16 protein-coding genes and 3 tRNA genes are annotated in these 15167 nt (G+C 57.5%); 9 read left to right on the top strand and 10 right to left on the bottom strand.

What is annotated here, in order from left to right; genetic code table 11:
* Nucleotides 1-2 precede the first annotated feature (2 nt).
* The 5 genes from PspR84_RS16525 to PspR84_RS16505 all read right to left on the bottom strand — a co-directional run bounded on the left by PspR84_RS16525 (nt 3) and on the right by PspR84_RS16505 (nt 5336).
* A complete protein-coding gene (locus tag PspR84_RS16525; RefSeq protein WP_160058226.1) occupies nt 3-1025 on the bottom strand; it encodes an ABC transporter permease in 1023 nt (340 codons plus the stop codon).
* The gene (locus PspR84_RS16520) at nt 1025-2086 is read right to left on the bottom strand and encodes a microcin C ABC transporter permease YejB (protein WP_160058224.1); all 1062 of its coding nucleotides are present in this window, start codon (nt 2084-2086) and stop codon (nt 1025-1027) included. The genes PspR84_RS16525 and PspR84_RS16520 overlap by 1 nt, the downstream gene beginning before the upstream one ends.
* Nucleotides 2086-3954, bottom strand: a complete 1869-nt coding sequence (locus PspR84_RS16515) for an extracellular solute-binding protein (protein WP_160058222.1) — start codon at nt 3952-3954, stop codon at nt 2086-2088. The genes PspR84_RS16520 and PspR84_RS16515 overlap by 1 nt, the downstream gene beginning before the upstream one ends.
* A 133-nt stretch (nt 3955-4087) precedes the next feature.
* Nucleotides 4088-4369, bottom strand: coding sequence for a peptidylprolyl isomerase (locus PspR84_RS16510; RefSeq protein WP_160058220.1), 282 nt, complete (start codon nt 4367-4369; stop codon nt 4088-4090).
* A gap of 97 nt (nt 4370-4466) precedes the next feature.
* Nucleotides 4467-5336, bottom strand: a complete 870-nt coding sequence (locus PspR84_RS16505) for a triacylglycerol lipase (protein ID WP_160060105.1) — start codon at nt 5334-5336, stop codon at nt 4467-4469.
* Between the two features lie 335 nt (nt 5337-5671).
* Between PspR84_RS16505 and PspR84_RS16500 the strand changes: the two genes are divergently transcribed.
* A complete protein-coding gene (locus PspR84_RS16500) occupies nt 5672-6751 on the top strand; it encodes a hypothetical protein (RefSeq protein WP_160058218.1) in 1080 nt (359 codons plus the stop codon).
* 53 nt (nt 6752-6804) lie between these two features.
* On the opposite strand, the gene PspR84_RS16495 is transcribed toward PspR84_RS16500, so the two are convergent.
* Nucleotides 6805-7881 carry a 3-deoxy-7-phosphoheptulonate synthase gene (locus PspR84_RS16495; protein WP_160058216.1) on the bottom strand — a complete coding sequence of 359 codons (1077 nt, stop codon included), beginning with the start codon at nt 7879-7881 and terminating at the stop codon, nt 6805-6807.
* Nucleotides 7882-8496: 615 nt separating this feature from the next.
* On the opposite strand from PspR84_RS16495, the gene PspR84_RS16485 reads away from it, so the two are divergent.
* From PspR84_RS16485 to PspR84_RS16450, 8 genes are all read left to right on the top strand, one after another.
* Nucleotides 8497-9258 carry a carbon-nitrogen hydrolase family protein gene (locus PspR84_RS16485; RefSeq protein WP_160058212.1) on the top strand — a complete coding sequence of 254 codons (762 nt, stop codon included), beginning with the start codon at nt 8497-8499 and terminating at the stop codon, nt 9256-9258.
* On the top strand, nt 9255-9698 hold the full coding sequence (locus tag PspR84_RS16480) for a GNAT family N-acetyltransferase (RefSeq protein WP_160058210.1): 444 nt from the start codon (nt 9255-9257) through the stop codon (nt 9696-9698). The genes PspR84_RS16485 and PspR84_RS16480 overlap by 4 nt, the downstream gene beginning before the upstream one ends.
* A 127-nt stretch (nt 9699-9825) precedes the next feature.
* Nucleotides 9826-10467, top strand: coding sequence for a UvrY/SirA/GacA family response regulator transcription factor (gene uvrY, locus PspR84_RS16475; protein WP_016984198.1), 642 nt, complete (start codon nt 9826-9828; stop codon nt 10465-10467).
* A 2-nt stretch (nt 10468-10469) separates the two neighbouring features.
* Entirely contained in the window at nt 10470-12293 is a 1824-nt protein-coding gene (gene uvrC, locus PspR84_RS16470) for an excinuclease ABC subunit UvrC (protein WP_160058208.1), read from the top strand.
* 32 nt (nt 12294-12325) lie between these two features.
* Nucleotides 12326-12886: a CDP-diacylglycerol--glycerol-3-phosphate 3-phosphatidyltransferase gene (gene pgsA, locus PspR84_RS16465; RefSeq protein ID WP_007950102.1), complete on the top strand. Its 561-nt coding sequence runs from the start codon at nt 12326-12328 to the stop codon at nt 12884-12886.
* 60 nt (nt 12887-12946) lie between these two features.
* Nucleotides 12947-13022: transfer RNA gene (locus PspR84_RS16460), tRNA-Gly, on the top strand.
* 46 nt (nt 13023-13068) lie between these two features.
* A tRNA-Cys gene (locus tag PspR84_RS16455) sits at nt 13069-13142 on the top strand.
* A 198-nt stretch (nt 13143-13340) separates the two neighbouring features.
* Nucleotides 13341-13427, top strand: a tRNA-Leu gene (locus tag PspR84_RS16450).
* 206 nt (nt 13428-13633) lie between these two features.
* Here the strand turns inward: PspR84_RS16450 and PspR84_RS29485 are convergent.
* The 4 genes from PspR84_RS29485 to PspR84_RS16435 form a co-directional block, all read right to left on the bottom strand.
* On the bottom strand, nt 13634-13795 hold the full coding sequence (locus PspR84_RS29485; RefSeq protein WP_174244458.1) for a hypothetical protein: 162 nt from the start codon (nt 13793-13795) through the stop codon (nt 13634-13636).
* Between the two features lie 237 nt (nt 13796-14032).
* Nucleotides 14033-14317 carry a hypothetical protein gene (locus PspR84_RS16445; RefSeq protein ID WP_160058205.1) on the bottom strand — a complete coding sequence of 95 codons (285 nt, stop codon included), beginning with the start codon at nt 14315-14317 and terminating at the stop codon, nt 14033-14035.
* A gap of 264 nt (nt 14318-14581) precedes the next feature.
* Nucleotides 14582-14812, bottom strand: coding sequence for a hypothetical protein (locus tag PspR84_RS16440; protein WP_007912278.1), 231 nt, complete (start codon nt 14810-14812; stop codon nt 14582-14584).
* Nucleotides 14813-14930: 118 nt separating this feature from the next.
* Nucleotides 14931-15161, bottom strand: coding sequence for a hypothetical protein (locus PspR84_RS16435; protein ID WP_160058203.1), 231 nt, complete (start codon nt 15159-15161; stop codon nt 14931-14933).
* Nucleotides 15162-15167 lie beyond the last annotated feature (6 nt).

Below are 15167 nucleotides of genomic sequence, written 5' to 3'. Positions count from 1 at the left end.
CTTCAGGATCGAGGGTCGAACGCGTCACGCAACGCTTCGCCGATGAACACCAATAGAGAAAGGATCAGCGCCAGGGTGAAAAACGCCGTCAACCCGAGCCACGGAGCTTGCAGGTTTTGTTTGCCCTGACCGATCAATTCACCCAGCGAAGCACTGCCGGCGGGCATGCCGAAGCCGAGAAAATCCAGCGCAGTAAGGGTGGAAATCGCCCCGGTGAGAATGAACGGCAAGTAACTCAGTGTTGCGTTCATCGCATTGGGCAGTATGTGCCGGAAGATCACCTTGCGATCGCTCAGGCCCAGCGCGCGGGCGGCTTTGACGTACTCCAGATTGCGTCCGCGCAGGAACTCGGCGCGCACGACATCCACCAGTGCCAGCCATGAAAACAGCGCCATGATCCCCAACAGCCACCAGAAATTCGGCTCGACGAAACCGGAGAGAATGATCAGCAGGTACAGCACCGGCAGCCCCGACCAGACTTCCAGCAAACGTTGCCCGAGCAGATCGACCCAGCCGCCGTAGTAACCCTGCAATGCCCCGGCGGCGATGCCGATCAGGGCACTGACAAAGGTCAGCATCAAGGCAAACAGAATCGACACCCGCGCGCCGAAAATCACCCGCGCCAACACATCTCGCGATTGATCGTCCGTGCCCAGCCAATTGACCGATGTCGGCGGGCTGGGAGCCGGTTTGTTGAGGTCGTAGTTCGGCGTATCGTCACTGAACGGAATCGGCGGGAACAGCAGCCAGCCACCGTCCTTGCGAATCAGGTTCTGCACATAATCGCTACGGTAATCGGCCTGAAACGGCAGTTGTCCGCCGAACTCCTGCTCGGTGTGGCGCTTGAATACCGGGAAGTACCATTGGTCCTGATAGCTGACGACCAACGGCTTGTCATTGGCGATCAACTCACCGCCCAGTGTGACCACAAACAGACCGATAAACAGCCACAGCGACCACCAGCCACGGCGGTTTTTCTTGAAGCGCTCGAAGCGCCGACGACCCAGAGGCGAGAGCTTGAACATCAGGCGTTCCTCGCGGCGAAGTCAATACGCGGATCGACCAGCGTGTAACACAGGTCACCGACCAGTTTTATCAGCAGGCCGAAGAGGGTAAAGATGAACAATGAACCAAACACCACCGGGTAATCCCGGGAAACCGCGGCTTCGTAGCTCATGCGTCCGAGACCGTCGAGGGAGAAAATCACTTCGATCAGCAAGGAACCGGCGAAGAACACACTGATGAATGCCTGCGGGATGCCCGACACCACCAGCAACATCGCATTGCGAAACACATGGCCATAGAGCACGCGGCGCTCGCTCAGGCCTTTGGCGCGCGCGGTGACCACGTACTGGCGAGTGATTTCATTGAGAAACGAGTTTTTGGTCAGGATCGTCAGCGTGGCGAAACCACCAATCACCAGCGCCGTCACTGGCAGCACCAAGTGCCAGAAATAATCGGCGATTTTGCCGAGGTTCGACAGCGATTCGAAGTTGTCCGACACCAGGCCGCGAACCGGAAACCAGTTCAGCGACGTGCCGCCGGCAAACAATACGATCAGGAACATCGCAAAGAGAAACGCTGGCATCGCGTAACCGATGATAATCGCCGTGCTGCTCCAGATATCGAAATGACTGCCATGGTGCACAGCCTTGCGGATCCCCAACGGGATCGACACCAGATAGGTGATCAGCGTCGCCCACAACCCGAGGGAAATGGTCACCGGCATTTTTTCCAGGATCAGGTCGGTGACCGTCGCGCCACGGAAGAAGCTCTTGCCGAAATCCAGTTGCGCGTAGTTCTTCAACATCAGCCACAAGCGTTCGTGGGCCGGTTTGTCGAAGCCGTACTGTTTTTCGATGTCCTTGATCAGTTGCGGATCGAGGCCGCGACTGGCACGGGAGGTGCCACTCATGGTTTCGCTGGCGCCGCCACCGACACTGGCGCCGCCGATCCCTTGCAGGTGGGCGATGGCCTGCTCTACCGGGCCGCCGGGTGCGGCCTGAATGATCACGAAATTGACCAGCAGGATGATCACCAGCGTCGGGATGATCAGCAGCAGGCGCCGCAGTATGTAACCCCACATCAGTGCGGCCCTCCGGGTCTGCCACGCGCGATTTTCTCGGCCGTCATCTGTTGATTGGTCAGTGGCGTGCTGCTGATTTCCCACCAGCTCTCGATGGCTTCGTCATTGCTGGCTTGTACTGAGGGTATGCCGAAACGATTCCACCACACCGTCGACGTGCCCGGCGGATAGTAGTTGGGAATCCAGTAGTAATTCCATTGCAGCACACGGTCCAGAGCATGCGCGTAGTGCAGCATGTCGGACTGCGTGGACGCGCGGATCAGACCGTTGATGAGCGTATCCACTGCCGGGTTTTTCAACACCATGTAGTTGTTCGCGCCCGGGTCGTTGGCCGACGCCGAGGCGAAGTAATTGAGCAACTCGCCCCCCGGCGAAGTGCTGACCGGGTAGCCGGTGACGATCATGTCGTAGTCACGACTCATCAGGCGATTGACGTATTGCGAGGAGTCGATACGGCGAATGTTCAGGTCGATGCCGATCTGTTTCAGCGTGCGTTTGTACGGCAGCAGCAAGCGATCCATACCGTTCTGGCTGACCAGGAAGGTGAAGCTCAGCGGTTCGCCCTGGGCATTCACCAGCAGATCGCCATCCGGTTTCCAGCCCGCCTGTTCGAGCAATTCGAGTGCTTGCAGCTGCTTGTCGCGGATCAGGCCACTGCCATCGGTTTTCGGCGCTTCAAAGACTTTGCTGAAGACTTCGTCGGGAACCTGACCGCGCAGCGGTTCGAGGATTTTCAGTTCCTGCGCATCGGGCAGCTCGCTCGCCGCCAGTGGCGTGTTGGAGAAGTAGCTCTGCTGGCGGATATACATGCCGCGCATCATCTGCCGGTTGCTCCACTCGAAGTCCCAGAGCATGGCCAGAGCCTGGCGCACGCGGCGATCGGCGAACATCGGTTTCTGCAGATTGAACACAAATCCCTGGGCCGACTGGGGCGCCTCGGTGGCCAGATGCGCTTTTTGCAGGCGGCCGTCACTCAGTGCGGGGCTGTCGTAGCCGATCGAGTAGCCGGTGGCCGAGAACTCGCGGTTGTAGTCATAGGCGCCGCCACGCAGCACTTGCCGGGCGACGTCGGTATCACCAAAGTACTCGATGCTGAAATGATCGAAGTTGTACAGGCCACGACTGACCGGCAAATCCTTGCCCCACCAGTCGGCGTTGCGCTCAAAGGTGATGCTGCGCCCTGAATCGACTTTACCGACTCGATAGGGGCCGCTGCCCAGAGGTGGTTCATAGCCGCCACCCCCGGCGAAATCGCGGCTCTTCCACCAATGCTCGGGGAACACCGGCAAGGTCGCGATATCCAGTGGCAGGGTGCGGTTTTCATTGCTCTTGAAGTCGAAACGCACGGTCAACGGGCCTTCCACTTCGACGCCTTTGACGTCAGCAAACTGGGTGCGATAACGCAGGCTGCCCTGGGTCATCAATAAATCGTAGGTGTAGCGTACGTCTTCGGCGGTAATCGGCTTGCCATCAGCAAAACGTGCCTTGGGATTGATGAAGAACCGCAGTGACAGACCATCGTCCGAGCGCTCCATCTTTTGCGCGACCAGTCCGTAAACCGTGTAAGGCTCGTCCAGCGAACGCTGAGCCAACGGCGAATAGAGCAAACCATCAATCTGCGTGACGCCGATGCCTTTGTCTATATAAGGAAGAACATGATCGAAGTGGCCGATCTCGATGGCCGAGCGGCGCATAGTTCCGCCCTTGGGCGCTTGCAGGTTGGTGTAGTCGAAGTGACTGAAGCCGGCAGGGTACTTGGCGGGTTCGCCATAAACAGTCAGCGCGTGTTGCGGTGCAGCGTTCGCGCCGGTGGCGCCCGTCAGCAGGGCGAGGGCGGTGAGCATCAATGTGGGGAAAACCAGTCGCATTGTCAGCCTTGGAACCGGGAAATCGATAAGCGCAAGTTGTACGCGAGAGGCGCGCCAGTCGCCAGCCGTATATGTAACTGAAACACAACGGCCCACCAGAAGGCGGGCCGTTGGTAGGCAATCAGGCGACGGATCAGTCCTGACGGCTGGTGACTTCCAGCAGGTGATAACCGAACTGGGTTTTCACCGGACCTTGCACGACGTTGATTGGCGCGCTGAAGACCACGGTGTCGAATTCCTTGACCATCTGGCCAGGACCGAACGAACCCAGATCACCGCCCTGACGGCTGGACGGGCAGGTGGAGTTGGCTTTGGCGACATCGGCGAAATCAGCGCCGCCTTCGATCTGGGCCTTGAGTTCGTTGCACTTGTCTTCGCTGGAAACCAGGATGTGGCGGGCAGTGGCTTTAGCCATGGGGAAACTCTCCAATCTATTTCAGTAAAGTGTGGAGCCTACCGGATTCAGTGGGCGAATTCTCGGCAAAGTTCCGTTCGATTGTCCGTGGCTTTGCTCAGAGATTCGCGGCGTGCAGACGTTCGGCGTGTTCAACGTACAGTTCAATCGGGTCGGGCAGGGTAGTGATGGTGCTGTCTGTGCGGCGCAGGCTGCCCAGATGGTCCAGCGGATAGTCGGAGCGGATAACCTGCCCCAGATGAGAACTGAAGCGGCCGACGAAACCGTCATTCTGCTGCGTCTCGGTCATGAAGTATTGCGATAGCGCATGGCAAATGTTCCGTGTCGGATCGAGTGTTGAAGGACTGTGAGCCGGCAGCACGCCGCTCCATGAGTAATAACGCACACCATTGACTAGCGCCGCGCCTTGGCCGCCCCAGCTCCCGGGCAACCCCTGAGGAAACTTGTCGTTGAAATCGCCCACTCCTTCTGTCGTCAGGGCATGGAGTGCTGCCAGTGCGTTTTGCGGCAATCTCGCATTGCCGCTGAGCAACGAAAGAAAGTTGCCAAACAGGGTCGCCACATTCTGTGCGACCGCCTCGGGCAGTCGCCCAGGCACTAGCGCCTTGCGCAGAAAGTCAGCCAGCTCCGAGCCATGGTTTGGGCCACTGACGGAGGTCACCGAGGCGACGGCGTGTGGTGCGAGCGCGGCAGCGTAGCGAGCAGCCAATGCGCCCTGGCTGTGTCCAATGAGATTGACTTTGTCAGCACCTGTGCCCCGCAAGACACGATCAATCTGTGCGAGCAGTTGTTCACCTCGTATTTCGTTTTTATGGGTGGCAGAGAGGTGCGGAACAAACACTCGGCTGCCGCCGGCTTTCAGCGCGTTCTTTACGTCATGGAACAGCTCGAAATGACCGATGCGCTCAAATCCGAACAGGCCGTGTACCAACAGGACGGGATAACGAGTTGAAGCATTCCGTTGCATGTTCTTACCTTTTTCGCAGAAGTTCATCGGGGAGTCCGGGGGCCACTCTAAAACACTCATCCCGTTGACGAAGTAAGAAGAGGCTTCTATTGGCCGTTGAATATGGACTAGGGGTTGTAAGAATTTTCAGATACTTATGAAATCCGAATCGGAAGTTGCGGCCGTCTTTCGTCTGGTTGATAGCAGTTCTGTGCAGTTTGCCTACCCAGCTGGAGGCTTTTGCCGGGGGCCTGCGGCGGATCGGGCTGACATCGAAAATGTGAGAGCGCGCGTTAAATGTTGGCTGTCGACGCCGTCCACCGATACGGCGTTTTTTCCAAGGAATGGAGCCACTAATGCACACGCATGAAGTCGAGTTTTGCTACCGGATGCGCCACCCCGTCAGTCCCTGTGTGGCGAGCGAACTGCTGCCAGCAGCGATCCTCGATTGTCTGGAGGGGGCGGTGCTTGACCCTTCTCTTGGCAGAGTCGTTGCCCGTATTGCCCCTTATGCAAACATGGCCTGTGGCGATCAGTTGCTGTTGAGTTGGGACGGTCTGGATATAGAGGGCTTCGCTTATCAGCATGAAATGGTGCGCTATGTCAGCGAAGCCCAGGTCGGCAAGGATGTCGTATTCGTTATCAAAGGCATGCACATCGCCGCACTGGATGGCGGTTCGCTGGAGGTTCACTGGAAACTGCTCAGTGCAAGCTCATCAGTCCCAGCGTCATCTGCACGCGTGCAATTGTCTGTGGGAGATACACGGCCGCAGCTGCTTGCGCCAATTGTCGAGGGGGCGATAGCGGGAACACTGGATCCGCAGCGGGTGACAGAAGGCACGCTTATCGTGCTCCAGCCTTACGCCCGCATGGCGGTGGGGGATCGTGTCACATTGCTGTGGGGCGCCGACGCATTGCCGGCGACGTTCAGCGACAGCCTGAAAGTCGAATCCTTTGCTGTCGCTGACGTGCTGTCATTCTGGGTTGACGGGGCGCATATCGCTGCACATCTCGGTGGTGAGGTGTCGGTGCGCTATCGAGTGGAACAGTCCGATGGCGCGGTTCGAGAATCCGAGTCGGCAATAATCCTCGTCACTCCGTTCCTTCGTGGTGAGCTGGAGGCTCCCGACGTGCTGGAGGCTGAAGATGGCGTGTTGCTGAAAGAAGACTCAGTCGATGGTGTCACCGTCGTGATCGGTAATGCCCGGACGCAGGAAGGTGAGCTGGTTTATCTCAAGTGCGACGGCGATCTTTTCAATCATCGGGATGACCGTGAAATTACGCGGGAAACGGCGGGAAAGCCGCTGATCTTTATCGTGCCGCACCGATTCTGGCGTGAGCACGATGGCACGACCGTGCGGGTAGCCTACACAGTTGAGCGTCTGGACGATGTCAGTCAGGACTCTGCTGCCACACCGGTGCGAGTAGAGGCGTAGCGGGATCGACCAGCCCTCCGGTTTGCCATGAGTCCGGAGGGTTGGTCTGGAAGTCAATCTTTGGCGTGTTCGGCGAGGCGCTGGGCGGCGGCACGCAGCAAGTGTTCTGTTGCGCTGAAACCGAGGCAGCCATCGGTGATTGAAACCCCGTAGCGCAAGGATTCGGTCAGCGGTTGGCAGCCTTCGAACAGGTGAGATTCAATCATCATGCCGATCAGCGCGCGGTCACCTTGCAAGCGCTGCTCAAGCACTTCGTTGAAGACGCCTGGCTGACGCAATGGATCCTTGCCACTGTTGGCGTGGCTGCAGTCGACCATGATTCGGCTCGGAATCTTCAGTCTGTCCAGATCAGCGTGGATTTTTGCCACGCTCTCGCGATCATGGTTCGGCCCTTTGTGGCCCCCGCGCAGTACCAGATGAGTATCGGGGTTACCTGACGTTTGAATGATGGCCGGATGACCTTGGCTGTCGACGCCGAAATGCCGGTGCGGATGGGCGGCCGAACGCATGGCGTCAACCGCAATGGCGCCGCCGCCGTCGGTGCCGTTCTTGAAGCCGACCGGCATGCTCAGTCCACTGGCCATTTCACGGTGGATCTGCGATTCAGTGGTGCGCGCGCCAATGGCCACCCAGCTCAACAGGTCATCGAAGTAACCGGCGGCCATCGGTTGCAGCAGTTCTGTGGCCACCGGCAAGCCGAGGCGGATCATTTCCAGCATGAGTTCCCGCGACAGGGTGAGACCGCCAGCCATGTCATCACTGCCGTCCAGATGCGGATCGTAGGCCAGGCCCTTCCAGCCGACCGTGGTACGCGGTTTTTCGACATAGGCGCGCATCACCAAGAGCATTTCGCCGCTGACTTCTTCAGCCAGTCGAGCGAGCTTGCCGGCGTACTCAAGTGCGGATTGGGGGTCGTGGATAGAGCAGGGACCGACGATGATCAGCAGACGCTGATCCTGGCCATTGAGAATGGCGCGAACCGCTTGGCGATGGGCGGCGACTTGCTTGCTCAGGGCATTGCTCAGGGGCAATTGCTGTTTGAGTTGCAACGAGCTGGGTAGACGCAGAGTCAATGCTTCGTTGGCAGGGTTCAGGGTGGACAGTGGCAGAGCAGAAACGGACGAGTTCATATTCGGTCTTCCTGGGCTGGCGGCGGGTTCGTCCCGCGCGCTCGGCCCTATTGGGGTGTTCGACAGTTGGCCGTATTGGCTATATGTGTGTGCTTGCCACCTGTAGGTGACCGATCGGAGGCGGCAGGCTGTCCCGAGCGGAAGCTGGTAAATCGCCAGGCGCTAAAGCTGTCGTAACGGTAATAAGTGGCGTAGTTCATTTCGTGAATCCTCAAAGTGTCTGGTGTGTTGCTGAAAAATCAGGGGCTGAAAAAACAAAACCCCCGGTCGGGAGGCCGACCGGGGGTTGAGAATTCTCTGGTAGGCGACCCGTTGTTATGGGCGCCGTTTGGGTATCAGGCGCGCCAGTGGCTAAACCAATACCCAAAATAAAAGCTGACCGGAGCACAAACGCCATTCACCCGGGCAGCCGCAACCGAGCGCAGGGCGCTGGCGGTACGAAGCTGTGAGAGGGCGTTGAACATGGTCTGTCTCCGATGAATGCGCCGAGCTTACTAGAGGCCGATACGCCTCAGCAATCAGAAATTGCTATCGCGTAATCAACAAAACGCCTATTGCCAGGCGCACGCAAGAGTGGCGACACTCTGGGTTTTGCCTGATTACCAAGGATGAACCGTGTCGACACTGACCATTGCTGCTGCCCAGATGATTTCCATTGCCGGTGACCTTCCCGGGAACATTGCCCGACATTGCCGCTTCATTGAGGCAGCAGCGGAGCAGGGTGTTGAGTTGCTGGTTTTTCCCGAATTGTCGCTGACAGGCTATGAAGGACAGGACGCGGCGGCATTGGCGATTGCCCCGCAAGATGCTGTGCTGCGTCGCCTGAGGGATTTGGCCCGAGAGCGTGGGGTGACTGCCGTTGTCGGTATGCCTATCCGGTTGGAGGGCAGTTTGTCGGTGCTGATCGGTGCCCTGGTGCTGGGCGCTGACGGCTCTCTCGGTGTTTACAGCAAGCAGCATTTGCACACGGGCGAGGAGCTTGTTTTTGCACCTGGTTTCGGTGGCCCGACCCTGAATATCGCCGGGAGCGTCGTGTCGTTGGCGGTGTGCGCGGATTTCACGCATTCCAGTCATGCTGCGACGGCCGCAGATAAGGGCGCTGGCTTGTACGCCGCCGGTGTTTTGATCAGCGAGAAAGGCTATGCGGCCGACACGGCGATACTTCAAGGCTACGCTCGGCAACACTCGATGGCTGTGCTGATGGCCAATCACGGTGGGCTGACGGGCGGGTGGCAATCTGCGGGGCGCAGTTGCATCTGGTCTGAGGATGGTTCATTGATTGTCGCAGCAACGGGGGCTGGGGATCTTTTGGTTGTCGCCCGACGTAACGAAGGTGTTTGGCAAGGGGGAGTTGCTCCTGTTGCGCAAGCCCAATGACATTCCAGTTACGGCTTGCGGTTCTGGAAGATCTGCCTTTTGCCCGCGATCTCACCTGTCAGAACATGCTGCGCTATTACATTCACCATGACTTGTTATGGCAGGACGAAGCGTTTGACGTAGCGTGGCCGGGGCGGCAGAACTGGCTGATAGTGCAAGGTGATGTGCCGGTGGGTTTTCTCAGCCTCAGCCGGGACATGCGCGCGCTGTACATTCGTGAATTGCAGATTGCTGAAGCGTTTCAGGGGCGAGGTGCGGGTTCCTGGGCGATTGATCAGGTTATCGGCATGGCCCGCAAAGAAACACGCCCGGCTTTGCGCCTGACCGTATTCGACAATAATCCGGCGAGAAACTTGTATGAAAGAAAAGGCCTACAGGTTCGGGGCACGGATGAGTGTTTTCTGCGAATGCAGCTTGATATAAGTACATGTGTGCTCTGAAACCCACGGCCGGCAAGCCCTCAATGACGAATTGAAACTTTTTAAATGACGCTTTCCGCTAGGTCTGTGGGGGACTTTTTGCTAAGGTGTCCGGCATCCCAATATGACCATATCGCGAGGTGTCTGCTTGATTAGGGTGCTAGTGGTCGATGACCATGATCTCGTTCGCACAGGCATTACACGTATGCTGGCCGATATCGATGGCTTGCAAGTGGTTGGCCAGGCCGAATCCGGGGAAGAGTCCCTGATCAAGGCCCGAGAGTTGAAGCCCGATGTGGTGCTGATGGACGTCAAGATGCCTGGCATCGGCGGCCTGGAAGCCACGCGCAAACTGTTGCGCAGTCATCCGGATATAAAGGTGGTCGCAGTAACGGTGTGTGAAGAGGACCCGTTCCCGACACGCTTGCTGCAGGCTGGTGCTGCGGGTTATCTGACCAAAGGCGCGGGCTTGCCGGAAATGGTCCAGGCCATTCGCCTGGTATTTGCCGGCCAACGCTATATCAGTCCGCAGATTGCCCAGCAATTGGCGATCAAGTCCTTCCAGCCGTCCAACGACTCTCCCTTCGATGCCTTGTCCGAGCGGGAAATTCAAATCGCCTTGATGATTGTCGGCTGTCAGAAGGTACAGATCATTTCCGACAAGTTATGTCTGTCGCCGAAAACCGTGAACACCTATCGCTACCGTATTTTCGAGAAGCTTTCGATCAGCAGCGATGTCGAGTTGACACTGTTGGCGGTTCGTCACGGCATGGTTGATGCCAGCCTCTGACCATGACTGAAACATTCGATTCCGGCGCTTTTCTGTCGACAGTCAGTGGGCGCCCGGGCGTCTATCGCATGTTCGACAGCGATGCGCGCCTGCTGTACGTGGGCAAGGCCAAGAACCTGAAAAAACGCTTGGCCAGCTACTTTCGCAAAACCGGTCTGGCACCGAAGACCGCCGCGTTGGTCGGGCGCATTGCGCAGGTCGAAACGACCATCACCGCCAACGAAACCGAAGCGCTGCTGCTTGAGCAAACGCTGATCAAGGAGTGGCGGCCGCCGTACAACATTCTGTTGCGCGACGACAAATCCTATCCCTATGTTTTTCTGTCCGACGGCCAATTTCCGCGCCTGAGCATTCATCGCGGGGCGAAAAAAGCCAAAGGCAAATATTTCGGCCCCTATCCGAGCGCCGGCGCCATACGCGAAAGCTTGAGTCTGCTGCAAAAGACCTTCTTCGTTCGCCAGTGTGAAGACAGCTACTACAAGAACCGTACCCGTCCATGTCTGCAATATCAGATCAAACGCTGTAAAGCGCCTTGCGTCGGGCTGGTCGAGCCCGAGATTTACGCCGAAGACGTGCGCCACTCGGTCATGTTTCTTGAGGGGCGTAGTCACGCGCTGACCAACGAACTGTCGACGGCGATGGAAGAGGCTGCGATCAACCTGGAGTTCGAGCGAGCCGCCGAGTTGCGGGATCAGATAGCGTTACTGCGCCGGGTTCAGGATCAGCAGAGCATGGAAGGCGGCACGGGGGACATCGATGTCATTGCGGCATTCGTCAATCCGGGCGGCGCCTGCGTGCATTTGATCAGTGTCCGTGGCGGGCGCGTGCTGGGCAGCAAGAATTTCTTCCCGCAAGTTGGAATCGAAGAGGATGTGTCGGAAGTCATGGCCGCGTTTCTTGGCCAATATTTTATCAGCAGCCCTGAGCGCGATTTGCCCAGCGAACTGATCGTCAACGTTGTGCATGAAGATTTTCCGACGCTGATCGAAGCGATCCATGAACTGCGTGGCCGCGAATTGGCCATCAGTCATCGGGTGCGCGGTACTCGTGCGCGCTGGCAGCAACTGGCCGTGACCAACGCCGAGCAAGCGTTGGGCGCACGCCTGGCCAACCGTCAACACACCGCCGCGCGGTTTGAAGCCCTGGCCGAAGTGTTGAACCTGGATGAGCCGCCGCAGCGTCTGGAATGCTACGACATCAGTCATTCCAGTGGTGAGGCCACGGTTGCTTCCTGTGTGGTGTTTGGCCCGGAAGGCGCGATCAAGTCGGACTATCGGCGCTACAACATCGAAGGTGTCACGGCGGGTGACGACTACGCCGCCATGCACCAAGCCCTGACGCGACGTTTCAGCAAACTCAAGGAAGGCGAGGGCAAGTTGCCGGACATCTTGCTGGTGGACGGTGGCAAGGGTCAGTTGTCGATGGCTCGCGATGTTCTCAACGAGTTGGCCGTGCCGGATCTGATTCTGCTCGGCGTCGCCAAAGGCGCTACTCGCAAGGCGGGCTTCGAAACGTTGTATCTAAATGATGCGGCGCACGAGTTCACCTTGCGTGGCGACTCGCCGGCGCTGCACTTGATTCAACAGATCCGCGATGAGGCGCACCGCTTCGCTATTACAGGACACCGCGCACGTCGTGGCAAAACCCGCCGTACGTCAACGCTGGAAGGCGTTGCGGGCGTCGGGCCGACCCGGCGTCGTGATTTGTTGAAACATTTTGGTGGATTGCAGGAGCTGTCTCGTGCAAGCATCGAAGAGATCGCCAAAGCCCCGGGGATCAGTAAAAAGCTCGCAGAGTCGATTTATGCAAACCTGCATAGCGAGTAGAATGCCCCTTCACCTCGTAGCCAGTTGTGCCGATGAATATCCCTAATCTGATTACCGTTCTACGCGTCCTGCTCATCCCGATCTTCATTTTGCTGTTTTATCTGCCTTACCAGTGGAGTTACATGGCGTCCGCCTCGGTGTTTGCCTTTGCGGCAGCGACGGACTGGCTGGACGGTTATCTGGCCCGTCGTCTCGAGCAAAGCACTCCGTTCGGTGCGTTTCTCGATCCGGTCGCCGACAAACTCATGGTCGCAGTGGCACTGGTGCTTCTGGTCCAGGAACACGGCAATCTCTGGCTCACTCTGCCGGCTGCTGTCATCATCGGTCGCGAGATTGTGGTGTCGGCCTTGCGTGAATGGATGGCCGAACTCGGTGCCCGTGCCCACGTAGCCGTTTCGAATCTCGGTAAATGGAAAACCGCCGCGCAGATGCTCGCGTTGGTGATCCTGCTGGCCAATCCGAAGGACTTCAGTTTCTGGGTTATCCTGGGTTACGCGTTGCTGATGGTCTCTGCTGGGCTGACATTGTGGTCGATGGTTCAATACCTTCGCGCAGCTTGGCCGCACCTGAAGACCGATGTTGAAAAGAAATAAAACTTTTTTGAATCAAGGGGTTGACGGAGCTTCTTAATTCTATAGAATGCGCATCACCAAGCGGGAATAGCTCAGTTGGTAGAGCACGACCTTGCCAAGGTCGGGGTCGCGAGTTCGAGTCTCGTTTCCCGCTCCAATTTGTACAGTGTTTGTTGTTGTGCTACTGACAGCAGATGCTTTGAGGCCGAGTAGCAAAATGGTTATGCAGTGGATTGCAAATCCACCTACGCCGGTTCGATTCCGACCTCGGCCTCCACTATAAACAAGCTCCGTAGATCCATGATTTACGGAGCTTTTTTATTTGCACTGCGCTGCAAGATTTAGTCTTGAAAAACGGCCATTGCGAACTTGCTTCAACGGGAAGTGATGTATATATTTCCCGCTCTGTTGTTCAAGGTTGGATCCTGTCAGGATCTCGACTTCTGAAGCAGAAAGACAGCAGTACCGCGCTACCGCCCGAATGGCGAAACTGGTAGACGCATGGGACTTAAAATCCCCCGCTCGTAAGGGCGTGCCGGTTCGATTCCGGCTTCGGGCACCATCTTGAATCAAGGGTTTGCGGGCGAAAGCTGATGCAAGCCCTTGTTTGTTTCTGGGTTAGCAATCCAGGTCATAAGCGCGCCGGAATTGGCGCACCCACACTCCTTGGGCTTTAGGTAAAGGAAAGGGAATCCGGTGGCTACAATCGGCAGGTTGCAGGGCGTTCCGAAAAGATGCCCGGACGTAGCCGGGCTTGTATGGAAAAATTCAGCGCGAGTCCACTTCTTTCGAAGAGCGAGATGAAGATCGTTCACTTCGTCTCTTAAGCCAGCTGAAGAACGCGTGCATCGGGTGCAGGAAGGCGGCAAGCACGCCGATGAGCATGATGATGAAGATGGCAACAAGCGGGATGCTTTCGTGCGAGAACATGGTGGGTTACTCCTGTAGTCACTATGTCGGAACCCGCAGCCTAGACGCATCGAGCCATGTTTTCGATGAACGTATGTTCATCCTTCCGTGCCTCATCTGTGCTACAGCGAGGCTCAGCAGATCGGCGGGATTCAGTCCACGAGAATGTTCGGACAGTGCCGCGTTGCGCCATGAATATCAAAGGCCTGCATGAGTTTTCTCATGCAGGCCTTTTTCGTGCCTTGCAAATACGCACTGCTAGACGAATGCTTGCCCGCTGAATCCACGAGGCAAGCGCTGAAGACCGGCCATTGTTGTCAGGCGGTCGATCCATTCTGCGCGCCAGTTCGCGGCGCCGTGCGAGGCTTTGGCCTGACGAGCCATTCGGCGAGTGGCGTTGCGCTGATCCTTTCGTGCCTGTTTGTAGGCATCGGTATTGCGGCAACTGCGGCATTTCACACGATTGAGTTCGCGGCTTGCCGAAAGTTGTTTGCCTTGGTGCCCACAGGCCAGATGCCCGTCGACGTTGAAATGGATAACCATCACTGTCTCCTTTGCGACATGTATGAGTTTTGACAACTCATGCACAGCGCCGTTCGGCGCTTGGACTCAGGCAAAAAACACCCGCATGCGGGCGGGTGGGAGGATTGCTGTCCATAGAAGTGATTTCACTGTAGGCGTGCAGATGCGGTCGTCAGGTCAAAAATGCAATCGCTGGAGAAGTAACCAGAACAGGCGCACGTGCGCGCGGTGACCGACGTGTCACCGCTTGGAGGCAAGTTCCTGAGATCGTGGCGAAGTCAGAAGTTATCTGAACCGAGGCAGTGGCCGATCAAGTGGTTTGAGCGCAGATAGCGTATTGCGAATCAGCGGAGCATCTTTTTCGATGTCGTTCAGCCGGTCACGTATGCGTAGGGCGGTAGGGTGTCCGCCTTGGTGATCGACCCAGTCGGCGATCTCTTTGCAGGCGGCCGCGAGGCGCGCTTGCCGAGCGTCGAGCAAGGTGAGGAGGGTGGTGATGGACTCTTTTTCGGACATGGAACACCTCCGTTCTATGAAACCTGAGCTGCAGCAAACAGCCCGCGTGTTGCGAGCCTTCTGCCGTGGGGCGCTGCTCCTTCAGCTGATTTCAGTATAGACCCGCTTCTGATCGGCATCAGACGGAAGACTGGCGTGCCGGTGATGGGGAGCTGGCTGCGTTGAGGCGTTTGCATTCACGTCGAGCGTCCTCTTCCGCGTCAAAGCCATCGCCGATGAAACCGCCAGTGCGTGTATCGCAGATGCGAAACCAGCTACACGCATCGGCTGGATCATGCCGACTGTCTCCGGCGCGTCGACCATAAATGGTGATCTTCTTGCAACGCTTCACGACGAAAATGTCTTCCATGGCGTC

This window comes from Pseudomonas sp. R84, from assembly GCF_009834515.1.
In the GTDB taxonomy this organism is placed as follows: Bacteria; Pseudomonadota; Gammaproteobacteria; order Pseudomonadales; family Pseudomonadaceae; genus Aquipseudomonas.
Note: the sequence above shows the minus strand (reverse complement) of the source record. Positions and strands in the feature narration are given on the sequence as shown.